22 protein-coding genes and 1 pseudogene are annotated in these 24,965 nt (G+C 62.7%); 6 read left to right on the top strand and 17 right to left on the bottom strand.

Annotated features, from left to right (window positions below; all coding sequences use genetic code 11):
• Positions 1-3: 3 nt before the first annotated feature.
• From RID11_RS11300 to RID11_RS11290, 3 genes are all read right to left on the bottom strand, one after another.
• Complete coding sequence (locus RID11_RS11300; RefSeq protein ID WP_350139034.1) at positions 4-459, bottom strand: FixH family protein; 456 nt, start codon at positions 457-459, stop codon at positions 4-6.
• A complete protein-coding gene (gene ccoG, locus RID11_RS11295; protein WP_350139032.1) occupies positions 459-1,895 on the bottom strand; it encodes a cytochrome c oxidase accessory protein CcoG in 1,437 nt (478 codons plus the stop codon). Before ccoG ends, RID11_RS11300 begins: the two co-directional genes overlap by 1 nt.
• Before the next feature lie 96 nt (positions 1,896-1,991).
• On the bottom strand, positions 1,992-2,879 hold the full coding sequence (locus RID11_RS11290; protein ID WP_350139030.1) for a LysR family transcriptional regulator: 888 nt from the start codon (positions 2,877-2,879) through the stop codon (positions 1,992-1,994).
• Between the two features lie 102 nt (positions 2,880-2,981).
• Here RID11_RS11290 and RID11_RS11285 point away from each other — a divergent pair, with 102 nt between their 5' ends.
• Entirely contained in the window at positions 2,982-3,149 is a 168-nt protein-coding gene (locus RID11_RS11285) for a hypothetical protein (RefSeq protein WP_160316345.1), read from the top strand.
• A 154-nt stretch (positions 3,150-3,303) separates the two neighbouring features.
• Here RID11_RS11285 and ccoP read toward each other — a convergent pair whose 3' ends face one another.
• The 4 genes from ccoP to ccoN are packed head-to-tail and all read right to left on the bottom strand — an operon-like array spanning position 3,304 to position 6,722.
• Complete coding sequence (gene ccoP, locus RID11_RS11280) at positions 3,304-4,167, bottom strand: cytochrome-c oxidase, cbb3-type subunit III (RefSeq protein ID WP_350139027.1); 864 nt, start codon at positions 4,165-4,167, stop codon at positions 3,304-3,306.
• Between the two features lie 3 nt (positions 4,168-4,170).
• Complete coding sequence (locus RID11_RS11275) at positions 4,171-4,365, bottom strand: cbb3-type cytochrome c oxidase subunit 3 (protein ID WP_350139025.1); 195 nt, start codon at positions 4,363-4,365, stop codon at positions 4,171-4,173.
• Positions 4,366-4,377: 12 nt separating this feature from the next.
• Positions 4,378-5,103 carry a cytochrome-c oxidase, cbb3-type subunit II gene (gene ccoO / locus RID11_RS11270; RefSeq protein WP_350139022.1) on the bottom strand — a complete coding sequence of 242 codons (726 nt, stop codon included), beginning with the start codon at positions 5,101-5,103 and terminating at the stop codon, positions 4,378-4,380.
• A gap of 14 nt (positions 5,104-5,117) precedes the next feature.
• A complete protein-coding gene (gene ccoN, locus RID11_RS11265) occupies positions 5,118-6,722 on the bottom strand; it encodes a cytochrome-c oxidase, cbb3-type subunit I (protein ID WP_050661380.1) in 1,605 nt (534 codons plus the stop codon).
• 202 nt (positions 6,723-6,924) lie between these two features.
• Between ccoN and RID11_RS11260 the strand changes: the two genes are divergently transcribed.
• The gene (locus RID11_RS11260; RefSeq protein ID WP_350139019.1) at positions 6,925-7,764 is read left to right on the top strand and encodes a universal stress protein; all 840 of its coding nucleotides are present in this window, start codon (positions 6,925-6,927) and stop codon (positions 7,762-7,764) included.
• Between the two features lie 13 nt (positions 7,765-7,777).
• On the opposite strand, the gene RID11_RS11255 is transcribed toward RID11_RS11260, so the two are convergent.
• Positions 7,778-8,719 carry a PhzF family phenazine biosynthesis protein gene (locus RID11_RS11255; protein ID WP_350139017.1) on the bottom strand — a complete coding sequence of 314 codons (942 nt, stop codon included), beginning with the start codon at positions 8,717-8,719 and terminating at the stop codon, positions 7,778-7,780.
• A complete protein-coding gene (gene fnrL / locus RID11_RS11250; protein WP_350139015.1) occupies positions 8,691-9,437 on the bottom strand; it encodes a transcriptional regulator FnrL in 747 nt (248 codons plus the stop codon). The genes RID11_RS11255 and fnrL overlap by 29 nt, the downstream gene beginning before the upstream one ends.
• A 72-nt stretch (positions 9,438-9,509) precedes the next feature.
• Between fnrL and hemN the strand changes: the two genes are divergently transcribed.
• Entirely contained in the window at positions 9,510-10,865 is a 1,356-nt protein-coding gene (gene hemN / locus RID11_RS11245) for an oxygen-independent coproporphyrinogen III oxidase (protein ID WP_350139012.1), read from the top strand.
• On the opposite strand, the gene RID11_RS11240 is transcribed toward hemN, so the two are convergent.
• The 5 genes from RID11_RS11240 to RID11_RS11220 all read right to left on the bottom strand — a co-directional run bounded on the left by RID11_RS11240 (position 10,847) and on the right by RID11_RS11220 (position 17,984).
• Positions 10,847-12,466: an ABC transporter ATP-binding protein gene (locus RID11_RS11240; protein WP_350139010.1), complete on the bottom strand. Its 1,620-nt coding sequence runs from the start codon at positions 12,464-12,466 to the stop codon at positions 10,847-10,849. The genes hemN and RID11_RS11240 overlap by 19 nt on opposite strands.
• Positions 12,463-13,569, bottom strand: a complete 1,107-nt coding sequence (locus RID11_RS11235; protein WP_350139237.1) for an ABC transporter permease — start codon at positions 13,567-13,569, stop codon at positions 12,463-12,465. Before RID11_RS11235 ends, RID11_RS11240 begins: the two co-directional genes overlap by 4 nt.
• Before the next feature lie 7 nt (positions 13,570-13,576).
• The gene (locus RID11_RS11230) at positions 13,577-14,671 is read right to left on the bottom strand and encodes a microcin C ABC transporter permease YejB (RefSeq protein WP_350139008.1); all 1,095 of its coding nucleotides are present in this window, start codon (positions 14,669-14,671) and stop codon (positions 13,577-13,579) included.
• A 30-nt stretch (positions 14,672-14,701) separates the two neighbouring features.
• The gene (locus RID11_RS11225; protein WP_502949353.1) at positions 14,702-16,642 is read right to left on the bottom strand and encodes an extracellular solute-binding protein; all 1,941 of its coding nucleotides are present in this window, start codon (positions 16,640-16,642) and stop codon (positions 14,702-14,704) included.
• A 160-nt stretch (positions 16,643-16,802) separates the two neighbouring features.
• Positions 16,803-17,984 (bottom strand): c-type cytochrome, encoded by a 1,182-nt coding sequence (locus RID11_RS11220; RefSeq protein ID WP_350139006.1) that lies wholly within the window; start codon positions 17,982-17,984, stop codon positions 16,803-16,805.
• Positions 17,985-18,103: 119 nt separating this feature from the next.
• Here RID11_RS11220 and RID11_RS11215 point away from each other — a divergent pair, with 119 nt between their 5' ends.
• Entirely contained in the window at positions 18,104-18,946 is an 843-nt protein-coding gene (locus tag RID11_RS11215) for a prephenate dehydratase (protein WP_350139004.1), read from the top strand.
• Between the two features lie 57 nt (positions 18,947-19,003).
• Here RID11_RS11215 and RID11_RS11210 read toward each other — a convergent pair whose 3' ends face one another.
• Entirely contained in the window at positions 19,004-20,434 is a 1,431-nt protein-coding gene (locus tag RID11_RS11210; RefSeq protein ID WP_350139002.1) for an NCS1 family nucleobase:cation symporter-1, read from the bottom strand.
• Between the two features lie 152 nt (positions 20,435-20,586).
• On the opposite strand from RID11_RS11210, the gene RID11_RS11205 reads away from it, so the two are divergent.
• Positions 20,587-21,282, top strand: a complete 696-nt coding sequence (locus tag RID11_RS11205; RefSeq protein WP_350139000.1) for a GntR family transcriptional regulator — start codon at positions 20,587-20,589, stop codon at positions 21,280-21,282.
• A 16-nt stretch (positions 21,283-21,298) separates the two neighbouring features.
• Here RID11_RS11205 and RID11_RS11200 read toward each other — a convergent pair whose 3' ends face one another.
• Complete coding sequence (locus tag RID11_RS11200; protein WP_350138998.1) at positions 21,299-21,766, bottom strand: SRPBCC family protein; 468 nt, start codon at positions 21,764-21,766, stop codon at positions 21,299-21,301.
• Positions 21,767-21,820: 54 nt separating this feature from the next.
• Positions 21,821-22,792 carry an NAD(+) diphosphatase gene (gene nudC / locus RID11_RS11195; protein WP_350138996.1) on the bottom strand — a complete coding sequence of 324 codons (972 nt, stop codon included), beginning with the start codon at positions 22,790-22,792 and terminating at the stop codon, positions 21,821-21,823.
• Positions 22,793-23,095: 303 nt separating this feature from the next.
• On the opposite strand from nudC, the pseudogene RID11_RS11190 reads away from it, so the two are divergent.
• Positions 23,096-24,730 (top strand): annotated as a pseudogene (locus RID11_RS11190) (bifunctional 2',3'-cyclic-nucleotide 2'-phosphodiesterase/3'-nucleotidase); the annotation flags it as partial.
• Positions 24,731-24,965 lie beyond the last annotated feature (235 nt).

The raw sequence follows: 24,965 nt of genomic DNA, 5'->3' as shown, positions 1-24,965 counted from the left end.
ACCCTAGTCCTTGTGCAGAACGACCCGCTGCTGAAAGAGCGTACCGGCCTCGTCCCACGCCTTCATGCGGATATTCCAGTTGCCATCGCCAAGCGCCACAGGGGCGACATAGGCGCTGCCGTCAAAGCGAAACTCGGGTGTTTGGTCGTCCTGCACATGCGTGGCGCGCCCGACCGTGGCCTCCAGCCTTGCGACCTCGACGGGTTCCCCCGCCTCATCGGTGATCCCGAGGGTCAGCATCCCATCAGCATGATCCGCCGCGATGGTCCAGCCCAGACCCTCCTGTGCGGCCTTGCGGTCGTTGAATTCCTGGCTCGCGACATAGGAATTCTTGACCTCCAGCCCCGGAAAGGTGCGCACCGCCGAAAAGGCCAGCACTAGATTGACCCCGATGATGATCGCAAAGGCCGACGCGAAGCCGATGAACACGTGTTTTCCGGTGATCTGACGCTCGGTCATCAGTTGTCCTTTCCGTTGAATACCGTGTCCTTGTAGGCGCGCTCGCCGTTCAGCGTGTCCTCGATCCAGAGCCGCACATCGGTACGCTCGTCCCGCGCCGCTTCCGCCCCCGGAGGCGCGATCAGGTAGACCCTTTGCAGGCGCATCTCGTCGGCGGGCACGGTGATGGAACTATAGGGCGTGCCTTCGAGTTGCAGCCGCACCGCCGGATCACCCGTCACCGCAAGGTTGAAGCGCCGCTCCTCGTGGTGCTTATTGCGCAGCCGGACCTCATAGGTGTTGCGGATCGAGCCATCGGACAAGGTGACATAGGTCGGGTTGCGCACCGGGGCCACGGTCATGTCGATATCCGAGCGGATGAACAGCGCGACCACGAGGCCGATGCCGACCAGCGACCACAGCGCAGTATAGAGCATCGTGCGCGGTCGGAACACGTGCTTCCAGATCGGCTTGGGCGCGCCGCCCGCACGTTCGGATTGCTCATCGGTGAAGGCCATGTAGTCGATCAGCCCGCGCGGCTTGCCGATCTTGGCCATGATGTCATCGCAGGCGTCGATACAGAGCGCGCAGGTAATGCATTCCAGCTGTTGCCCGTCGCGAATGTCGATCCCCACAGGGCAGACATTGACGCAGGCCATGCAGTCGATGCAATCGCCCTGCTCAGCCCCGTCCCTGACCTCTTCGGAATTCTTGCGCGGCTCGCCCCGCCATTCGCGGTAGCCGACGGTCAGTGTGTCCTCATCCATCATCGCGGCCTGGATGCGCGGCCAGGGGCAAGCATAGATGCAGATCTGCTCGCGCGCGAACCCGCCGAAGAAAAAGGTCGTGCCGGTCAGGACGGCAATGGTTGTATAGGCGATCGGATGCGCATCGAGGGTAAAGAGATCGACCAAGAGCGTCGGCGCATCGGTAAAGTAGAACACCCACGCACCCCCTGTGGCCGCCGCGATCAAGAGCCACGTGACCCACTTGGTCAGCCGCAGCCGCACCTTGCGCACATCCAGCTTATTCTGCCGGTGCAGACGCAGACGGGCGTTGCGGTCGCCCTCGATCCAGCGCTCCACAAGAATGAAGAGATCGGTCCACACCGTCTGCGGACAGGCATAGCCGCACCAGACCCGGCCCAATGCCGAGGTGAACAGAAAAAGCCCCAGACCGGCCATCACCAGCAGACCGGCCACAAAATAGAATTCATGCGGCCAGATCTCGATCCAGAAGAAGAAGAACCGCCGCTCCGCCAGATCGAGCAATACCGCCTGATCCGGCAGGCTGGGCCCGCGGTCCCAGCGAATCCACGGGGTGACATAGTAAATGCCCAAGGTGACGATCATGATCACCCATTTCAGGTTGCGAAACGGGCCGTAGACCTTCTTGGGAAAGACCGGCTCACGCGCGGCATAGAGGGATTGGGGGGCGTCTGGCTGGGAATCGGCCACGGAGGTACTCCGATATCTTGCGTCTGTTGATCGTCTTTTGGCAGGGCGCGGGGTCAAGAGCTTTGACCTGCATCAAATTCTGACTCCTGAATCGATCTATTCACATGAGACCGTCTGCCGCGCCTGTCTGCGCAACCACGTCACGAATGCCTTGGCCGGCGGGCGGAGCACGCCAGGGCGGGTCACCACATAATAGCCTGTATCCTCGCTTTCCTCGAATAGCAGCCGCAATCGCCCCGCCGTGATATCCTGACGCACCCATTCGCGCACTGTCACCGCCACCCCCTGCCCGTTGCGCAAGCCGTCGAGCAGCAGGTTGCCCGGCACCTGCACGAGGCCTGCGGCGCGTTCCTTGACCACACCACGACGGCGCAGCCAGTCGCTCGCCTCGTTGGTGCCGAATTCCTGCAACCAGGGCAGTTCCGCCAGATCGGCAGGGCTGCCGATTCGCTTGCCCTCGACCAGCGAGGGTGCAGCGACCGCCACGATCGGCGAGCGGAACAAGAGCTCCGCCTCCAACCCCGGCCAGTGGCCGGTGCCATAGCGCAGGGCGATGTCGATCCCGCCCGGCTCCATCTGAACGATCTGCGGCGTCGGATCGATCATCAGGTCGATCTGCGGATGCGCCTGCCGGAATTCACTTAGGCAGGGCATCAGCCAATGCGCGGCGAAACTCGGCGTCGTCGAGATTTGCAGCGGGCGGTCGGCATCGGCACCAGTCAGCGTCTCGACCGCCCGCGCAATCGCGCCAAAGCCTAAATTGAGCGCATCCGCCAGGTCGCGCCCCTCGGCGGTCAGCCGCAACTGCCGCCCCGTCCGGTCCACAAGCGCCACGCCAAGATGCGCCTCGAGTTGCTTGACCTGTTGGCTGACAGCGGCGTGGCTGACGTTCAGCCGCGCCCCTGCCGCCGCCGTGCCACCGGTCTCGGCCAATGCCGTAAAGGCGCGCAGCGCGGTCAGAGGGGGAAGGGTCTGCCAATCCATGATGTTAGCCTAACTTACAAGTTAAAAATTTTCCAGAGTCGCGTGTGATGCCATCCTGCCCCATATTGAGCGCATAACAACAGCACAGGAAAGGATCACACAATGCTAGGAATTTTCGCGAATACTTTCAGGACCGCCACCCGCCTCAACGTCGGCCCCGAAACCCGCCACCGCCATCAGGGGCGCGCTCACTGGCCCCCGGCAGAGCGTTTCGACGCCCGCAGCGGCGCTGAGTTGGAGGCGCATCTAACCGCGCGCCGCCGCGACTGAACCAAAACGACAAAGCCCCCGCGAAGGGGGCCAGCTTGACAAATCGTCCAATCCGCAGATGTAATCGGTACCGGTCCTTCCAGGAAACGCGCGAACAGGACGGAAAGACCGGTACCATCCCCCGGGCCTTGCGGCCCGGGGTATTCTTTTGGGGTTACTCGCCGCCGCCCAACTGGTGGACATAGAGCGCGACGGCGCGAATCTCGGCCTCGCTCAGGTCAGCCCCGCCCATCGGTGGCATGACGCCGTAGCGCGAATTGACGACCGTGTATTTCACCGTCTCGTAATCCCCACCATAGAGCCAGATCGCATCGCTGAGATTGGGTGCCCCCTGATAGATATCGCCCTGCGCCTGCTCGCCATGACAGGCGGCGCAGTTGTCCATGAAGACGGTCTCGCCCTCGGACACCAAAGACGCATCCTGCGGCTCACCCGAGAGCGACATGACGTAATTGACGACCTCTTCGATCTGCGCGGGCTCCAGAAGATCACCGAAGGCCGGCATCTCGGAATAGCGCGCATCGGCGTCTTCCTCGTTCCGGATGCCGTGGGCCACGGTGTAGTGGATATCCTCGATCGTACCGCCCCAGAGCCAGGCGTCGTCCTGCAGGTTGGGATAGCCCTTGGCCCCGGCCGCCCCCGATCCGTGGCACTGCGCGCACCAAGTCTTGTAGACCGCCGCCCCGGCAGAGGTCGCATAGCCCTGCAACTCGGCGTCATCCGCGATCGCGGTCAACTCGGCAGAGGCCAGCCGCGCGTTGATCTCGGCATTGGCGGCCTCGGCCTCGGCCAATTCCGCAGCCACATTGGCGCGGGTCGACCAGCCCTTGTAGCCCGCCGTCGCCTCATTGATCAGCGGCCATGCGGGATAGGCGACGACATACCAAAGCGCCCAGACGATGCAGGCGTAGAAGGTCCACAGCCACCAGCGCGGCAGGGGGTTGTTGTATTCCTGGATACCGTCCCACTCGTGGCCAGTGGTATCCGGTTCCTGTTTCTTGGTTGGTTTCTTGGCCATGTCTTACGCCTCCTTGGCGTCGGCATCCCGTGCGGGTGCCGGTTTGTCTTCGTGCCGGAAGGGGATGTTCGACGGGTTCTCGTAGGTCTTGCTGGCACCGGGCCGAAAGACCCAAATCACCACCCCGATGAAGAACGCGAACAGCACCAGCAACATCCAGCTATCGGCGAATTGGCGCAGCAGGGAATAGGTTTCCATGATCTGTCCTCCTTACCGGTTTGCCACGGGCGTGAAGGTCGAGAAATCAACCAGCGTGCCCAGCATTTGCAGATAGGCGATCAGCGCATCCGCCTCGGAAATCCCCGGCTGCCCGTCGAAATTGCGCACCTGCGCCTTGGGATAGCGGGCGAGCAGACCATCGGTGTCGCCGAACGGATCGACCTGCACATTGAAATCGGCCTTGGCGTTCTCGATCATCTCGTCGGTATAGGGCACGCCCACAAGGCGATGCGTTCCCAGCAGATCCTCGATATGCTCCGGCTCAATCATCCGGTCCTCTAGGAAGCCGTATTTCGGCATCACCGATTCCGGCACCACGGATTGCGGATCGCGCAGGTGATCGACATGCCACTCATCCGAGTAACGGCCGCCTACGCGGGCCAGATCCGGCCCCGTCCGCTTTGAGCCCCACTGGAACGGGTGATCGTATTTCGATTCTGCCGCCAATGAGTAATGCCCATACCGCTCAACCTCGTCGCGCATCGGGCGGATCATCTGGCTATGGCAGACGTAACAGCCCTCACGCACGTAGATATCGCGCCCGGTCAGTTCCAGCGGGGAATAGGGGCGCATGCCCTCTACATCCTCGATGGTGTTTTCGAGCCAGAACAGCGGGGCGATCTGTACGATCCCCCCGATGGTGACCACGAGGAAGGCAAAGATCGCCAGAAGCGTGACGTTCTTTTCCAGGATTGCGTGTTTGTCCAGAATTGCCATCTCTCCGGCCCTCCTTATTCAGCCGGGACTGCGCTGTTCGTGGCTTCGACAGCCGGCGAACGCTTCACAGTCATCCAGAGGTTGTAGCACATGATGAGCGCCCCGCTGAGGAACAGCACCCCGCCCAGGCCACGCACGATATACATCGGCAGTTTCGCAGCCACGGTATCGGCGAATGAGTTCACGAGGAAGCCGTTGGCATCCACTTCGCGCCACATCAGGCCCTCCATGATCCCCGTCACCCACATGGCGGCGGCGTAGAGAATGATGCCGATGGTCGCGAGCCAGAAGTGCCAGCTCACCAGGCTCAGGCTATAGAGCCGCTCGCGGTTCCACAGCTTGGGCACGAGGAAGTAGAGCGCGCCGAAGGTGATCATCCCGTTCCAGCCGAGCGCGCCCGAATGCACGTGCCCGATGGTCCAGTCGGTGTAATGCGACAGCGAGTTCACCGCGCGGATCGACATCATCGGACCTTCAAAGGTCGACATGCCGTAGAACCCGATGGAAATCACCATCATCCGGATGATCGGATCGGTGCGTAGTTTGTCCCACGCGCCCGAGAGCGTCATCAGACCGTTGATCATTCCGCCCCAGGACGGCATCCACAGCACGATCGAGAACACCATGCCGAGGGTCGAGGCCCAGTCCGGCAGCGCGGTGTAATGCAGGTGGTGCGGACCGGCCCAGATATAGATGAAGATCAGCGCCCAGAAGTGGATGATCGACAGCTTGTAGGAATAGACCGGGCGTTCCGCCTGCTTCGGCACGAAGTAATACATCATCCCGAGGAATCCGGCAGTCAGGAAGAAGCCCACGGCGTTGTGCCCGTACCACCACTGCGTCATCGCGTCCTGCACGCCCGAGAAGACCTGCACGGACTTGGAGCCGAAGACCGAGACCGGAATGCTCAGGTTGTTGACCACATGCAGCATCGCGACGGTGATGATGAACGACAGGTAAAACCAGTTGGCCACGTAGATATGCGGCTCTTTGCGCTTGACGATAGTGCCCAGGAACACGGCCAGATAGGCCAGCCAGACCACCGTCAGCCACAGATCGACATACCACTCGGGCTCTGCGTATTCCTTGGACTGCGTGGCACCCAGAAGATAGCCGGTGGCAGCCAGCACGATCACAAGCTGATAGCCCCAGAACACGAACCACGCGAGGTTCCCGCCCCATAGCCGCGCGGCACTCGTGCGCTGCACCACGTAGAACGAGGTGGCGATCAGCGCGTTGCCGCCAAACGCGAAAATCACCGCCGATGTGTGTAGCGGACGCAACCGCCCGAAATTCGCATATCCTTGCGCCCAATCGAAATTGAGCTGCGGAAAGGCAAGCTGAAAGGCAATGAACGTGCCCGCGAGAAAGCCCACGACACCCCAGAGGGCCGTTGCGACGACCCCGGCGCGCACGACACCGTCCATGTATTCGCCCGACAGGTCGATATTGGCCTTCGGTTCATCGGTGTGGCGCAGCGTCCACAAAAACAGCCCGCCGGCCACCAGCGCCACCGTCAGCGCATTGACCAGATAGGCCAGATCGCGCGCGTAATTGGCCGCGATCAACGCGAATAGCGTGATCAGACCAAGCACGATCAGCTTGATATAGTTCGTCATGTTGCGTCCCTTCGTCTCTTTCCGCACGAGTCGCTGACCCGCACGGGCGCGTTTAGACTGTGCCCCGTAATGATAGGATCGGAGTCAACTATCCTTGATCTGTATCAAAACCTGAATGGCTATCTCTTGATCCGCGTCAAGGCGCCACCCCATATCGACTCATATGCTGCATTCAAACGCAACACGGTCAAAGGAATGCGACATGACCTATAACAGCCTGTTCACAGTATTGACCGACGAGTCGCTTGTTGACGAAACCCTCGACCATGCCATGGCCGCCGCCACCGAGCATGACGCGCATCTTGACGTGCTCTGTCTCGGCGTGGACCGTAGCCAGTCCGGCTATTACTACGCTGGGGCGAGCGCCATCGTCCTGCAGGAGACCATCGCCCGCGCTCAGGAAGAGTCCGAGGCGATCGAGGCCAAGGCCCGCAAGGTTCTGGGCGGGTCCGCCCTCCGCTGGGGCGTTGAGGTCGGCGTCAGCCAACTCGCCGATCTGGGACGCCATGTCGCGGCCCGCGCAAGGTTCTCCGACATGGTCATTCTGCCGCAACCCTACGCCGAAGGGCGCGGGGCCGAACTTGAGCCGGTGACCGAATCGGCCCTCTTCGAAGGCCGCACCCCGGTCCTCGTGGCCCCCAAGGGCGGCACGCCCGTTCCGCGCCCGGCGCGCATCATGCTGGGCTGGAACGAAAGCAGCGAGGCACTTGGCGCCGTCCGCGCCGCCCTGCCCCTGCTGAAGCGCGCGGATGTGGTTCACGTTGTGGTCATCGACCCGCCCAGCCACGGCCCCAATCGCTCCGATCCCGGTGGGCTCTTGTCGCAATACCTCGCCCGCCACGGCATCAAGGTCGAGATCGACGTGCTCTCCAAGACCCTGCCGCGCGTCTCGGACGTGCTGTTGCGCCACGCGGGTGACATGGATGCTGACATGGTGGTGATGGGGGCCTATGGGCATTCGCGCTTTCGCGAGGCGATCTTCGGCGGCGCGACCCGCTACATGCTGGAACAGGCCAACCTGCCGGTGTTCATGGCGCACTAGACGATCAGGATAATCAGCCGGGACAGTAAACCCGACCCCGGCTGACCGGCACGGCGCTGCCGCCGACATGAATTTCGGCCAACGCACCGTCCCGTGTAAGAATTCGAAGGTCAATTACAGAGGCGCGTCCCATCTCCACCCCCTGATGCAGGGTCAGTCGGGTCTCGCCCTCTTGCACCACACCGGCGGCGCGCAGTTGTGCGGCCATGATCGCAGCCGCAGAACCGGTGGCCGGATCTTCGGGAATTCCAGCGGTGGGCGAAAACATGCGGGCGCGGAAATCCGCGCCCTGGCCAGGTGGCAGGGGCGCATAGAGATAGATGCTATCGGCTGCGGCTATCTCCATTGCGCGGCTCCATGCAGGTTCGCTGGGGCGCGCGGCGGCCAAAGCCTCAAGGTCGCGTACGGGCACGTAGAGATAGCTTGGACCGCCCTGCCACAGGCCCGGCCTGTGTGCGCCGGTCCCAATCATTTCCGGGTTGAGCCCCACCGCAGCGGCCAATATCCCGACGTCGGGCAGGGCCCCGTGCTCGGGCGGGTGGGGCAGAACCGGGGCACGAAACTCCGCCTGCAATCTTTCGCCGATGCGCGAGACCCGGACCGGCACGAGGCCGGCGACTTCCTCAAGCGTGATCGCAGTCTCGAAATCCCTCTCCGGTGCCGATTTGAGCGCGAGGTGAATGGCACAGCCGATAGTCGGGTGCCCGGCAAATGGTATCTCGGCTGTCGGAAAGAAGATGCGCACTTTTGCGTCATGCGCAGGGTCATCGGGCTGTTGGACAAAAATCGTCTCCGAGAGGTTGAACTCGCGCGCGATGGTCTGCATCTGCGCCGTGCTCAAACGGTCGGCCTGTTCAACAATTGCCAGCGGATTGCCTGCAAATCGACGCGCGCTGAACACGTCGTAGGTGGCGAAGGGCAAAGTGTCAGGCAAGCAGCCCGCCATCGCTGTCATCGCCCGCTTCGTCCAGTAGCCGGTTGAAATCAGCGATCGTCACGCGGCGCTTGCCTTCGAGTGCGATCACCCCGTCCTTCTTGAGCGCCGAGACCTGACGACTGACAGTTTCCAGCGTCAGCCCGAGATAATCGGCCATCGCCTCACGCGTCAGCGGCAGATCGACCGTCAAAGGCCCGCGCATACCGACCATGTTCAGGGCCGCATCGCGCCGCGCGATGATCGCGATCAACGAGGCGATCTTCTCCCGCGCGGTCTTGCGTCCCAGCACCAGCATCCACTCGCGCGCTGCATCAAGTTCATCCAGCGTCATTTCCAACAGGCGCTGCGCGATATGCGGGGTGCGCACCATCATCTCTTCAAAGGGTTTCTTGCGGAAGCAGCACATCACGATATTGGTCGTCGCCACCACGTCATAGGCCGCGCTATCACGCCCCGGGCGACCCACGAAATCACTGGGCAATAGCAAGCCCACCATCTGCGTGCGCCCGTCCTCCATGGTCTGGGTCAATGTGGCGATGCCGGTGACGACCGAACCCACGAAATCCATATGGTCGCCGGACCAGATCAGCGTCTGCCCGGCCTCGAAACTGCGATAATACTTTATTTGATCCAGCAGCTCCAACTCGTCGGATTCACACCGCGCACATACCGCGCGATGGCGGATCGGACAATCCGCACATTCATGCGGTGCACTGGGGGCGGGTTCTTTCAGCATCAGGGGGTCACTTTTTTCGCATTTTGATCTGGGTCAAGGCTTCGACCCCGGGCCACACGTAATCCTAGGCACATGGATACGCAAACTCAACTAGGCAAACTGGGTCTTTTTGACGCCAAAGTGCCACGCTACACCAGCTACCCGACCGCGCCTCACTTCAACCGCGTCGTGGGTTCCGGCCATTTTAGCAGTTGGATCAAGGCTATACCAGAGGGCGCGGAGGTTTCTCTCTACGTGCATGTGCCGTTCTGCCGAAGGCTCTGCTGGTTCTGCGCCTGCCGCACCCAGGGCACCCAGAGCGACAAGCCGGTGCAGGCCTATCTTGAAACGCTGAAAACCGAGATTGCCATGCTTGGCGCGCACCTGCCCAAGAACGTGCGCCTGTCGCGGCTGCATTGGGGCGGAGGGACGCCCACGCTCCTGTCGCCAGGCATGATGAGTGAACTGGCAGGTGCCATTCGGGATATTGCCCCTTTTACCGACACCACGGAATTTTCGGTCGAGATCGACCCGAACGAAATCGACGGTGCGCGCCTCGACGCACTTGCCGCGGCGGGCATGAACCGCGCCTCGATCGGCGTGCAGGATTTCGACGAGGAGATTCAGAAAAGCATCGGCCGTCTGCAAGGCTATGACATCACCCGTTGGGCCGCCGAAGAGATCCGCGCGCGTGGCGTGGCCAGCCTCAACGCCGATATCCTCTACGGCTTGCCGCACCAGACCAAGGCCCGGATCACCGAGAGTGTGCAGAAACTCCTGTCGCTCAACCCCGATCGCGTCGCCCTTTATGGTTATGCGCATGTGCCGTGGATGGCCAAGCGTCAGCAGATGATCCCCTCGGATGCCCTGCCCACCCCGCAGGAACGGCTCGCCCTCTTCGACACGGCCCGCCGACTGTTTCTCTGGGACGGCTACGACGAGATCGGAATCGACCATTTCGCGACCAAGGATGATGGTCTGAGCGTGGCACAAAAGGCCGGTCGACTGCGGCGTAATTTCCAAGGCTATACCGACGACAGCGCCGATGTTCTGATCGGGCTCGGGGCGTCGTCGATCTCGCGCTTTCCGCAAGGCTACGCGCAGAACGCCCCCGCCACCGGGGCCCATACCGGGGCGATCCGCGAGGGGCGCTTCTCGACCACACGGGGGCATGTGTTCTCGGACGACGACAGGCTGCGGTCGCGGCTGATCGAACAGCTGATGTGCGAATTCCGCATCGACGCGGCCGAGATCACCCGCGATTTCGACATCTCAAGCGCGGCATTACACGACATGCTCTCGAAGGTGGCGCGCGCCTATGCCGGACACTTGAAGCTTGATGATAACGGCCTGTTCATCCCGCAAGAGGCGCGCCCGCTGACCCGGATGATCGCACGGCAGTTCGACACCTACGAGATGAACGAACAGGGTCACAGCTCGGCGATCTGACCGGGCTGTGCCTCTGCCCGCCCTTCCATCGAGGCGGCCAGCAGGGTGCGCGCGTACTCGGTCTGCGGCGCGGTAAAGAGGATCTCGGCCTCACCCGCCTCCACGACATCGCCATCCTTCATCACCAGTACCCGGTGGCTCATGGCGCGTACCACGTGCAGGTCATGGCTGATGAAGAGATAGGCCAGCCCGTATTTCACCTGCAAATCGCGCAACAAGTCCACGATCTGCACCTGCACGGTCATATCAAGCGCGCTTGTCGGCTCGTCCAGCACCACCAGCTTGGGCCGCAGGATCATGGCGCGGGCGATGGCGATGCGCTGCCGCTGCCCGCCGGAAAACTCATGTGGATACCGGTCCATCGTGGCGGGGTTGAGACCCACCTCCTCCATCACCTCGGCGACCAGATCGCGCTGCGGCCGCCCGCCCGGATTGCCATGCACGCCCAGCCCCTCAGCGATGATCTGCGCGGCGGTCATGCGGGGGGAAAGGCTGCCGAACGGGTCCTGAAAAACGATCTGCATCTGCGCCCGGCGCTTGCGCAACTCACGCGTCGACCAGCCATGCACATTCTCACCGACAAAGCCAATCTGCCCCTGCGACGCGATCAGCCGCATGATGGCGAGCGCCAGCGTCGTCTTGCCCGACCCACTCTCGCCGACGATACCAAGCGTCTCCCCCGCCCTGACCTGCAATGTGGCGGCGTTGACCGCCTTCACATGGCCGACGGTACGCTTGAGAAACCCCTTTTGAATGGGGAACCACACGCGCAGGTCATGGGTTTCCGCCACCACCTGCGCGCCCTCGGGCACCGGCGCGGGCTTGCCGACGGCCTGCGCGCCCAGCAGTTTGCGCGTATAGTCATGTTTCGGCGCGGCAAAGACCTCGTCCACCGTGCCCGCCTCGACGATCTCGCCATCCTTCATCACGCAGACCTTGTCAGCGATGCGCCGCACGATCCCCAGATCATGGGTGATGAACAAAAGTCCCATCCCCTCGTCGCGCTTGAGATTGGCCAGCAGGTCGAGGATCTGCGCCTGAATGGTCACATCGAGCGCGGTGGTCGGCTCATCCGCGATCAGGATGTCGGGCTTGTTGGCCAGCGCCATGGCGATCATCACGCGCTGCCGCTGCCCGCCCGACAGCTGATGCGGATAGGCGCCGAGACGGCTCTGCGCGTCCCGAATGCCGACCCGCTCCAGCAACTCCACGATCCGCGCGCGTGCCGCATCGCCGGTCAGCGCCTGATGCAACTCAAGGCTCTCGCGCAGCTGCTTTTCCAGCGTGTGCAGCGGGTTGAGCGAGGTCATCGGCTCTTGGAAGATGAAGCTGATATCGTTGCCGCGCACCTGCCGCAGGCGCTTGTCATCCGCGCCGATCATCTCCTGCCCCGCATAGGTGACGCTGCCCGTCACCTCCGCCGAGGCCCCCAACAGCGACACGGTCGAGAGTGCCGTGACCGATTTGCCCGAGCCAGACTCGCCCACCAGCGCCACCGTCTCACCCCGGTCGACGCTGAACGAGACGCCCCTGACCGCCGGGATCAATTGCCCGTCCTGCCGGAAACTCACCCGCAGATCACTGACCGTCAGCACACTCATTCAAACGTCTTTCTGGGATCGAACGCGTCGCGCACGCCCTCAAAGATGATCACCAGCAGCGACAGCATGATGGCAAAGGCGAAAAACGCGGTGAAGGCGAGCCAAGGCGCTTGCAGGTTCTGCTTGGCCTGTAGCGTTAGCTCCCCCAGCGAGGGCGACGACGACGGCAGCCCGAAGCCCAGGAAATCCAGCCCCGCCAGCAGCGAGATCGTGCCGGTGATCACAAAGGGCAGCATCGTCAGCGTCGCCACCATCGCATTGGGCAGCATGTGGCGGAACATGATGGTGATGTTGCTGACACCAAGCGCCTTGGCCGCCCGCACATATTCGAGATTGCGCGCACGCAGGAACTCGGCCCGAACCACGCCCACAAGCGCCATCCAGCCAAACAGCACCGTGATCACCACCAACAGCCAGAAACTTCGCGGCAGGATCGCGAAGAGGATGATGATCACGTAAAGCTGCGGGGTCGAGGCCCAGATCTCAATGATCCGCTGAAAGATCAGGTCCGTTCGCCCGCCGAAATAGCCCTGCACCGCGCCTGCGAAAACCCCGATCACCGACGACAGCAGCGTCACGATCAGCGTAAACATCACCGACAGGCGGAACCCGTAGATCACCCGCGCCAGCACATCGCGCTTGGTATCATCGGTACCCAGCCAGTTCTGCTCGTTGGGCGGCAGGGGTGCCGCACCGGGCCGGTCCACGGTGGTATCGTAGCTATAGGGAATGGGTGGCCAGATCGCCCAGCCCTTCATGATCTCTTCGCCGTCAACCAGCCCATCCTCGGCATCCGCGATCACGCCTTCGGGGTCGTCGAAACAGACATCCATCCCGCCGCTCGCGATCAGGCATTGCACCTCGGGGTCGCGATAGATCGCCTCGGTCTGGAAATCCCCGCCAAAGGCGGTCTCGGGATAAAACCTGAAAATCGGCGCGTAGAACTCGCCGCGATACTGCACGAGGATCGGTTTGTCATTGGCCACAAACTCGGCAAAGAGCGTGATGGTGAAGATCACCGAAAAGAGGATCAGCGACCAGAAGGCCCGCCCATTGCGCCGGAAATTGCGCCAGCGCCGCTGATTGAGAGGAGACAGCCGGATCACGCGCTCAGCCCTCCCGCTTCTCGAAATCAATCCTGGGATCGACCAGCACATACATAAGATCCGACAGGATGCCGACGATCAGGCCGATCAGGCCGAACAGGAACAGCGTGCCGAACATCACCGGGTAATCGCGCCCCACGGCGGCCTCAAAGCCGAGCCGCCCCAGCCCGTCGAGCGAAAAGATCGTCTCGATCAGGACAGAGCCACCGAAAAACACCCCGATGAACACCGCCGGAAAGCCCGCGATCACGATCAGCATGGCGTTGCGGAACACATGCCCATAAAGCACCCGGCGCTCGCCCAGCCCCTTGGCCCGCGCGGTCATCACGTAGTGCTTCTTGATCTCGTCAAGAAAGCTGTTCTTGGTGAGTAGCGTCAGCGTCGCAAAGGCCGAAATCGTCGAGGCGATGACCGGCAGCGCGATATGCCAGAGGTAATCGGCGATTTTACCAAACAGGCTCAATTGCTCGAAATTATCCGAGGTGAGGCCACGCAGCGGGAAGATCTGAAAGTAACTTCCCCCCGCGAAGAGAACCAGCAACATGATCGCGAACAGAAAGGCCGGGATCGCATAGGCCACGATGATCAGCCCGCTGGTCCATGTATCGAACCGCGATCCATCCTGCACCGCCTTGCGAATGCCCAGCGGGATCGACACCAGATAGGCGATGACCGTGGACCACAACCCGAGCGTGATCGAGACCGGCATCTTCTCCAGCACCAGATCCAGCACGTCGATCTTGCGGAAATAGCTCTCTCCGAAATCGAAGCGCATGTAGTTCCACATCATGTTGAAAAACCGCTCCAGCGGCGGCTTGTCGAGGCCGAATTGTTCCTCCAACTCGGCGATCAGTTCCGGTGGCAAGCCGCGTGCACCGACATATTGCTCGTTGCCGCCTGCACCGCCGCCCATATCCTGCCCGGTGTCGGAACCGGAGCCCGAGAAACTCTCGAACACATTGCCCTGCCCCTGCATGTTGGCGATCATCTGTTCGACCGGGCCGCCCGGCACGAACTGCACCAGCGCAAAGTTGATGACCATGATGCCAAAGAGCGTCGGCACGATCAGCAACAGCCGCCGCAGGATATAGGCCCCCATCTCAGTGATTCTCCAAAATCTTGGCCCGGATCAAAGCGCGCCCGCGTCTTTCAGCGCCTGCGCCTTCTCTTCGTCATACCACCAGAAATCCAGCACGCCGGTGGCATAGGCGGGCAAGGGCTCGGGATAGTCATACATGTCCCAATAGGCGACCCAGCTCTTGTCGAGATACCAGGTCGGGATCATGAAGAACTCATGGCGCAGCGCCCGGTCGAGCGCGGTCAGCGCGACGTCCTGCTCTTCCTTGCTGCCCGACTCGAGCGCGCGATCGATGATCGCATCGACCATCGGGCTCGCCAGCCCCGCCGGATTGAACAGGCTGAACTCGGCCTCCTGGCTGCCATAGCGCTGATGCAGCCCGGTGCCCGCTTCCAGAAAGGCGATGTAACTGTCAAAGATCAGGTCGTAATCGCGGTCGCGCTCGCGGGCGGTATATTGCGCCGCGTCGATCTTGTCGAAGCGCGCGTCGATGCCCATAAGTTGCAGGTTCGACACAAAGCTTTCGACCACCGCCGACATGGTGGCGGAGCCTGAGGCCGAAATCGGGATCTCGATGGTCAGCAATTCGCCATCCGCATTGCGCCGCTTGCCGTCGTCACCCACCGGCCAGCCCGCCTCGTCCAGCAGTTTCATCGCACGGCGCAGGTTGCGCCGATCATTCAGCCGGTCACCATTGGACTCGTGGGCCATGACCGCAGGCTCGGTCAGCATCTCTTGCGGCACCAGATCGCCAAGCGATTTAAGCAGCTCCAATTCCCCGCCCTCGGGTACGCCCTCGGCCTGCAACGGCGTGTCCTGCACAAAGGAATGCCGTTGCTTGAACAGGCCGTATTGCAGCGATTGGTTGGTCCATTCGAAATTGAACCCGAGCGCGATCGCCTGCCGCACCCGCTTGTCCTGCAACACCTCGCGCCCGAGGTTGAAGACAAAGCCCGAGGGCGTCGGCGGCAGCCCGTCGGGCAATTCCTCTTTCACCACGTATCCCTGATTGGCCGCCGGGAAATCATAGCCCGTCGCCCATGTCTTGGAATTGCCCTCGGGGCGGAAGGTATAGATGCCCGCCTTGAATGCCTCGAAGGCGGCATTGTCATCGGCGAAATACTCGATCCGGATGCGGTCGAAATTGTGCCGCCCCTTGTTGATCGGCAGGTGCCAGCCCCAGTAATCGGGGTTGCGCTCATAGACGATATTGCGGTTCACCTCCGAGCTTTTGACCTGATAAGGGCCGGACCCCGGTGCCGCTTCCAGCCGGGGCTCATCCAGCCGCGCGTCGTTTTCCTCATACCACTTGCGCGGAAAGACCGGCGTGCCACCGACCTGATCAATCAGGGACCGACGCGAGATGCCCTCGGCAAAGGTGAACTTGACCCGGTGGTCATCCAGCGCCTCGGCGCTCAGCACCCGGCGCTTGACCGCCTCGGCATAAGAGCGCAGCCCCTGCTCCAGAAAGAGGTTATGCGAGAACACCACATCCTGCGCGGTGACCGGCGTGCCATCGGCAAACCGCGCCTCGGGCCGCATGTGGAAGATCACCCAGGTCTTGCCCTCGTCATATTCCAATTTCTCGGCCAACAGCCCGTAACTCTCGTTATAACGATCCCCGGGCAGCGGCTCTCCGGTGGCCTCGGACCCGCCCAAGAGGCTCTCATAGACCATCCACGACAGCCGCCCGGCGCGCCCCTTGCGCGAATAGGGGTTCATCGAATCGAACGTGCCGGGCGCATAAAGCGAGATTTCACCGCCCTTGGGCGCGTCCGGGTTCACATAATCGAAATGCTCGTAATCGGCGGGATATTTGAGATCGCCAAAGAACGAATAGCCATGCGAGGTGATGACCTTTTCATGCTCATCCGCCGCTGCCGCCTGCGCCATGAGCGCCGCGATGCACAGCCCCGTGAGCAGGACCACCCCGCGCCAGATCGCGAAAATGTCGAAACTCGGGGCCTTGGCCGGGGCTTGCTGTCCGGTCATGTCATCCTCCTGCTGTCGCACCTATTCTGTATCTGGCGCTTGATCCGTCCCCGGCAAGCTAAGGAGGGGGGGCAGCTTGTTCAAGCGCCGATAGCCGTGGCCCATGAAAAAGGCCGCCCCCTGATTGGGGAGCGGCCATTCTCACGGTATCGTGTTCGGCTCAGTTGCCGATGGTCTGGAGATAGGCCATCAGGTCGGCGCGGTCCTGCTCGTCCTTGAGCCCGGCAAAGCCCATCCGGTTGCCCGGCGCGAATTCCCGCGGGTTCTCGATCCAGGCGCTGAGTTGGTCGAGCGTCCAGGCGCCATCAATGCCCTTGAGCGCGTCGGAATAGTTGAACCCGTCGACACCGGCGATCTCACGATCCACGACACCGTAGAGATGCGGCCCGACGCCATTCGCGCCATCCTCTAGCTTGTGGCACGCCTGGCAGCGACGATAAAGTTTCTCGCCGTTGCCCGCATCCGCGGCGGCAACCATGGCGGCAAATTCAGATCCGCCTGCATCCGCGCTTTCGGTCTCCTCAGTGGCGGCCTCCTCAGTGGCGGCCTCTTCGGTGGCGGCCTCTTCGGCCGGCGCTTCCTCGGCAGCTGTTTCCTCAGCAGCGGCTTCCTCTTCGGTCGCAGCTTCCTCGGCGGGAGCCTCTTCGGCCGCAGTTTCCTCTGCAGGGGCTTCCTCGCTGGCGGCCTCTTCTGCAGGAGCTTCCTCTGCGGGGGCCTCCTCAGCCGGGGCCTCCTCGGTCGCAGCCTCTTCAGCCGGGGCCTCTTCTGCCGCAGCCTCCTCTGCCGGGGCTTCAGCGGAGGCTTCGATGGATATATCGGTCTCACCGTCGCTTTGGTCGAGATAGGCGATCACGTTGGCGCGATCCTCGGGTTTGCCCAGACCGGCAAAGCCCATGCTCGTGCCCGGCGCATAGCCAGCCGGGTTTTCCAGAAAGGCAAAGAGCTCCTCGGCCCCCCAGACATCCGCCGCCTCGCTCAGCGCGCCGGAATAGCCGAACCCATCGACAGACCCGACCTCGCGACCAACCACGTCATAAAGATGCGGGCCAACCCCGTTCGCGCCATCCTCGAGCACGTGGCACGCCTTGCACTTGTTGAACACGCGCTCGCCCTTGGAGGCATCCGCCTCTGCAAAAAGCGCCGCAAGATCCGGGCCTTCGTCCTCGACCTCTTCTTCGGCCTCGTCCCCGCCGGTGTCGATCACGTAGCCTTGTGCGTGATCCTCACCATGCCCGCCGCCCATGGAATAGATCGACTCGGCCGCCCAGTTGCCCAGCAGAAAGATGAGCAGGGCCCCGCAAAACGCCCCGGCGGTCTTGGTCAGTGTCATTGTGTCGAACATTGGCTCGCTTCCGTTTGCTCTGTCGCTTGGGCGCGTATCTATCCGCTTCCCCTACCGCCGCGCAAGGTGTAGTTTCCGCGACCAAACGCCCTTCCGGGCCGAAATTACGGAAAAACCGCATGACAAACCGCATCGCCTTTCAGGGAGAGCCGGGCGCCTATTCGCATCAGGCCTGCGTCGAGACATATCCGGAGATGGAGCCGCTGCCCTGCCGCACCTTCGAGGACGCGATCGCGGCGGTGCGCGAGGGGCGCGCCGATCTTGCCATGCTGCCAGTCGAAAACTCGACCTTCGGACGGGTCGCCGACATCCACCACCTGCTGCCCGAATCGGGGCTGCATATCGTGGGTGAGGCCTTTGTGCGGGTGCATATAAACCTGCTCGCCCTGCCCGGCGTGCGGCTTGACCAGATCGAAGAGGCGATGAGCCACACCATGCTTCTGGGCCAGTGCCGCGCCTTTCTGGAGCGCCACGGCATCCACCGCGTGACCGGCGCCGACACCGCCGGATCGGCCCGCCATGTGGCCGAAAAGGGCCGCCCGGAACTGGCCGCGCTGGCCAGTGAACTGTCGGGTGAGATCTACGGTCTCGAGGTGGTCGCGCGCCACATAGAGGATCACGGCACCAACACTACCCGCTTTCTGGTGATGGCGCGCGAGCCCGATTTCGCGCAGCGCGGCGAGAACGGGATGATGACGACGCTGGTGTTTCGCCTGCGCTCGATCCCGGCAGGGCTCTACAAGGCGCTTGGCGGCTTTGCCACCAATGGCGTCAACATGACCAAGCTGGAAAGCTACATGATCGGCGGCAATTTCAACGTCGTGCAATTCTACGCCGATATCGAGGGCCACCCGGACGAGCCCGCCGTCGCGCGCGCGCTCGATGAGTTGGATTACTTCACCTCGGACATCACCATTCTCGGCGTCTATCCCGCCGATCCGCGCCGCCACGAGGAAAACTGACGCCAAAACGACGAAGCCCGGCACGGGGCCGGGCTTCGCAGGTCTCTCGCGTTCGCATCACACCAGATGGGACGTCCGACAGCGGACAAAGTAGATGATCCCGCCCAGAATGGCCCCGATCACCCAAGCATAGCCCGCAAGCTGGCTCAACGCGGGCACCCAGACCGTCGCAACCGAGAACACCGCCGCGATCCCGAAAGCGATCAGCGCATTGCGGTTCCAGCCGCCGCTGTAGTGATAGGTGCCGCCCTCCATGTCATAGAGGTCATCGCGCTTCAGCGCCTCTTTGCGCAGCAGATAGTAATCCACGATCATGATCCCGTAGATCGGCGCCAGCGTCGCGCCCAGCGTGTTGACGAAGCCGCTGATCCCGAATTCGCTGATGAAGCTGGTCCAGAACCCGCCGATCACCAGGGCAAAGACCGATGTGATCAGCCCCGCCTTGCGGAACCCGATCCTGGAGGGTGCAAGGCTGGCGATGCCGTTCACCGCCGGGATGAAATTGGCCACGAGATTGATGCCCACCGTGGCCGCGAAAAAGGTGATCGCGGCGATCACGCCCAAGAGCACGCTGTCGGTGCGGCCCACGATCTCGGTCGGGTTGATGATCGCCTCGCCGTAGACCACCGCCGCGCCCGCCGTGGTCAGCAGCGCCAGCGCCGAAAACAGGATCATGTTGAACGGCAGCCCCACGAGGTTGCCCACGACCATCGCGCGCTTGTCCCGTGCATAGCGCGAGAAATCGCTGAAATTGATCATCACGGCGGCGAAATAGGCCACCATCGTGCCGATGATCGCGATAAACCCGTTGAACTCCGTGGCCCAGGTGGCATCGGGATTGGCAAAGATCGTCTGCGCCTGCGACAAAAGCTGGCCGTCGGATTTCACCCAGAGCACCGCCAGAAGCCCGATCATCACCAAGTAGACGAAGGGCCCGGCGATATTGAGAAAGGTCTCGACCCAACCCATGCCGCGCCAGAAGATCACGATGTGAAAGGCCCAGACCAGCACGAAGGACAGCCAGTCAATACCCGTCAGCCCGAGGATTTCCGTGCCCCCCGTGACGCCTGTCACCGAGCGGATCAGCAGCGCCAGCGCGGTCGAGGCGAAATAGACCTGCACCCCGTACCAGAACACCGCCACCGTGGAGCGCAATACCGCCGGCAGCATCGCCCCCGCCGTGCCCATGCTGGCGCGGGCGAAGACCGGATAGGGAATGCCGTATTTCTCGCCCGCCGCCCCCGAGAGGTTCACCAGGAACATCACGAACAGCCCCGCGCAGATCAGTGCGGCAAACGCCGTCCAGCCGCTCACCCCATAGGAAATGAACAGCGAGGCCACCAATGAGTAGCCAAACAGCGATTGGATATCATTGGCCCAGACGTTGAAGATGGCGAACCAGCCCCATGTCTTCTGATCCGGCGTGACCGGGTCGAGTGTGTCGTCGCCGCCTTGCGCGGCCTGTCCGTCGAGTGTCACCGTCTGCATCTCAGAACTCCCTGTTTTGGCCGCGCATGGCGATGTTGCTCATCGCACGTGGTTGATTGGCGGCTGAGATCGCGCGTCTTACATTGCATCTGAAATGTTAGATATTATGTTAGGTTTTGATAATGCGTGAATTGAGAAAGGACTTTCAAGGATTGCAAGATACTCGCGCCGCCTCCACGACTTTTACCCCGCGCTCCAACGCGGGTGACGGTCTGACATACAAGGCCCATCAAGCCCTGCTGGAGCGGCTACGCGACGGCCGTCTGGCCAGCGGCAGTTTCCTGTCGATGCCGATGCTGATCCAAGACCTCGGCCTGCCGATGGCCGCCACCCGCGAGGCCGTGAAACGCGCCGAGGCCAGCGGCCTGCTCAGCATCCTGCCCAAGCGCGGGATCACGGTGATGGATGCGGGGCCCGAAACCACCCGCGAATGCCTTGAACTGCGCGCCATGTTCGACTGTGAAGGTGCGCGGCGGATCATCGAAACCGGGGCAGACTTTCCGCTTGCCAGGCTGCGGGCCGAGCACGAGCACTTGCGCGACGCTGCCGCGACCAGAATGACCGCCGGTTTGCCCGACGAGGCCATCCGGACCGATCTTTCCCTGCACGATGCCCTCGCCCACGGGCTCGACTCGGCGCTTGCACGAAAACTCTATGCCGAGAACCGCGACCGGATCGCCGTCATCCAGAACACCCGGCCCTTTCTGGCCGACCGGATCGCATCAGCGATGCAGGAACATCTTGCCATTCTCGATGCGATCGAGGCACGTGATGTCGCACGCGCGACGTCCGAAATCCGCGATCACCTGCGCCACACCCTGCGTTGGTGGGGCGTCTATCTAGAGTGACCGGCGGACAACGGGATCATGCGCTCCGCTTGTAGCGGTCCTCCAGATCGACGGCATAATCCGCAATTCTCAGACGGAACCGCTTGCTCAGGTTGTTGCGCGCCAGTTTAAGCGACTGCACCAACAGCCGCCCGGACATACTGCGCGGCTCGAGATTCAGATCGACCGAAAGCCGCGTCCGGCCACGCGACAGCGCCACCAGATCGACCCGCATGCGCCCCAGAACGGCGGACGAGCGCGCCTCAAGCTCAATCCCGTTAGGCGGGTCATACGCCACAAGCTCGACATCCATCTCGCGCTTGCGTCCACGCAGCATGAACCGCGCGTGCCAGCTCATACCGACAGCCGGGACGTCGAGCGCGTCTGTGCGCTGCACCTCGGCACCGCGCCGCAGCGCAGAGCGCTCGAAGGATTGAAAATCGGTTATTTCCCGAAACACGGCGTCGATGGGCGCCTCGATGTCTTCCTTGCTGCTGAACTGCATGACCTGCTTTCCCGCCTGTATTCCGCCTGCCCAAGCCTTATCGGCAGTGTCGCCTCAATCCAGCGTATCGGCAAGCCAGTTCTGCAACAGGAAATGCGCGATCGCCCCTTTTCGGGCGGGCAGGACTTCCGGGTTCTCACCGGCGAAGGCCGCCAGAATTTCTTCCCGCGTCATCCAGCGGGCGTCCTCGATCTCATGCGGGTCGATGGTGATCTCGTGGCTCAACGCCTCGCCGTGACAGCCAAACATCAAGGACGCCGGAAACGGCCAGGGCTGACTTGCTAGGTAATCCACATGCCCGACCCGAACGCCCGCCTCTTCCCAGACCTCGCGGCGCACGGCGGCCTCGATCGTCTCGCCCGGTTCAATAAAGCCTGCCAGCAGCGAATACATGCCCTCGGGCCATCCCGGCGAACGCCCCATGAGCACCGAATTCCCCTGCGTGATCAACATGATGACCACCGGATCGGTGCGCGGGAAATGCTGCCCGCCGCAATGGTCGCAGGCGCGCTGCCATCCGGCGCGGATCATCCGGCTTTCCTTGCCGCAGCGCGCGCAAAAGCGATGCGTGACATGCCAGCCAAAGACCGCCTTGGCGGTGGCCGCAAGCTCGGCCTCGCGCGGGCCAAGATGCGACATCACCCGGCGCAATTCGGCAAAGGCGCTGCCCTCGGGCAGGTCGGGATGGACCTGCTCGGTCGCATCCAGAAACGTATCGAGCTGATCGGGCGCAAGCCCCGGCGGCACCCACGCGGAAATGTCATGCGCAAGCAGCAATTCACCGCTCTCGGCACGGCCCAAAAGGATCGGAGGAACATGATAGCGCGCCAGCACCGGATGATCGGCGGCGACATAGATCAGGCGATCCAGCGTCCCGGCGGCCATCAGTGGCTTGCCGCGCCAGAGCACGACCGCGCGCGCACGCCCTTCGGCCACCGCCGCCGAGATCGCGCCCGCATCGCCGCGCAGATCATCCGCCCGATCCAGCCCCGAGCCGCCGAATGTCACCTGTTCCGCCCGACGCATTCCAGTATTCCCTGTCCGTTTGACTGACCCCAATTTCACGTCCCGCGCCCGGAAGACAAGCACATGTCCTGCCGATCCCGGCACGGGCGAGAGGTAAACACACGAATTTGCAACCTTTAGTGTATTGAAACGCGGGTTTTTACACCCATAGAATTGTGAAGTGACTTTTGTTGTGTGAATCGTGATCGGGTGTTCTCCGGTCGAACCGTACCCGTGCAACAAGTGTAGCCACTGAATTTGACCCAGAATTTTCCAGACCCGCGCGATACCATAGCCGACGACGAGACGGTGCACCTGCGCGTGATGGTCACGACGGATGTGCATGGCCATATCCTCCCCTTTGATTACTTTACCCGACGCCCCGACCAGTCCTGCGGCCTCGCCCGCATCGCCACCCTCGTGCGCGCGGCGCGGGCCGAGGCTGGCGCAGAAAACTGCATCCTGCTCGACAATGGCGATTTTCTTCAGGGCACCGCGCTCAGCGATCTGACCGCGCAGCCCGGACACGGCTGGCGCGGGCATCACCCGGTGCTGCGCGCCATGAACCTCATGCGCTATGACGCCGCCACGCTCGGCAATCACGAGTTCAATTTCGGCCTCGCCTGGCTGGGTGAAACGCTGCAACAGGCAACCTTTCCGCTGACCTGCGCCAACGCCGTGACCACGCCCGGAGCACGCCCCGACAAGGACGAGACATTCCTGCCGCCCTATGTCGTCTTGTCCCGCGATCTGCGCGACAGGGCAGGCGCGCTACGGCGAATATGCATCGGCGTGCTCGGCCTGACCCCACCCCAGATCACAAAGTGGGACCACGCCCACCTGTCAGGCCGCCTGCAGGCGCGCGACATGCTCGAGACCGCCCGCGCATGGGTTCCCGTCATCCGTGCCGCGGGGGCCGACCTGATCATCGTCCTTGCACATAGCGGCATCGAGGACGGCCCTGAACGACCGATGATGGAAAATGCCGCCCGCGCGCTTGCCCGCATCCCGGGCATTGACGTGATTTGCGCGGGCCACAGTCACAGGATATTTCCCGGCCCCGACCATCGGCCCACGCCGGGGGCCGATATCGAGCGCGCCACCCTGCACGGAACACCGTGCCTCAATCCGGGATTTGCCGGATCGCATCTCGGTCAGTTCGACCTGCAATTGACCCGCGTTGCGGGCGCATGGCGCATCGCCGATCACCACGCCACGCTCATATCGGCAACAGATGCACCACCTTGTCCGACCCTGACCAAAGCGCTCGCCCGCGCACATGCCCATACCCGGCGTCTCACGGATCAGGTGCTCGGCGTAACGACGGCCCCGCTGCACAGCTATCTTGCGCTTCTGCGCAACGACGCGGCCACGCAGCTTATCAATGACGCGCAGCGCACAGCCCTCAGCGCGGCGCTGCGGGACACGCCGCATGGCGAGTTTCCCCTCCTGTCGGCCGCCGCTCCGTTCAAGACCGGTGGGCGCGGCGGGGCCAATCATTATGCCGACATTGCCGCCGGGCCGCTACGCCTCGGCAATATCGCCGATCTATATGGCTTTCCAAACGTGCTTTGCGGGCTGCTCGTCACGGGCGCGGACCTGCACGACTGGCTGGAACGAGCCGCGATCTGCTTTAGCCAGATTACACCCGGCAGCGTGTCGCAGCCATTGTTCGACCCGCACGTGCCCGGCCACCATTTCGACGTGATCGACGGGCTCAGCTACAGGATCGACCTCGCACAACCACCGAGATACGACCTGACCGGCACGCTGATCAACCCAGAGGCGCGGCGCATCCGGGACCTGCGTCACGCAGGCCGTCCCGTGTCGGACGATGATCGCTTCATTGTCGCGACCAATACCTATCGCGCGGGGGGCGGGGGGCCTTTTCCGGCCCTCGCAGCACAAGTCGCTGTCCATTATGGCAGCCGCCCGATCCGCGACCTGATCGCTGATCATGTGGCAGCGCTCGGCACCCTCACCCCGCAGGCCCGTGACACATGGCACTTTGCCGCCCTGCCCGAGACATGGGCCGAAATCGCAACCGGGCCGGGCCTGCGCGCCTATCCGCAAGAGATCGCAGCACTTGGGGCCACCGATCTCGGTCTGACCGACGCGGGCCTGTTGCGCTTGCGCGTTCCCCTATTTTCACATGTGAAATCGACCTCCCTTGCGAATCCCGACCCGGACGACT

This window comes from Roseovarius sp. (genome assembly GCF_040219995.1).
Lineage (GTDB): Bacteria > Pseudomonadota > Alphaproteobacteria > Rhodobacterales > Rhodobacteraceae > Roseovarius.
This window is presented reverse-complemented; position numbering and strand designations above follow the sequence as displayed.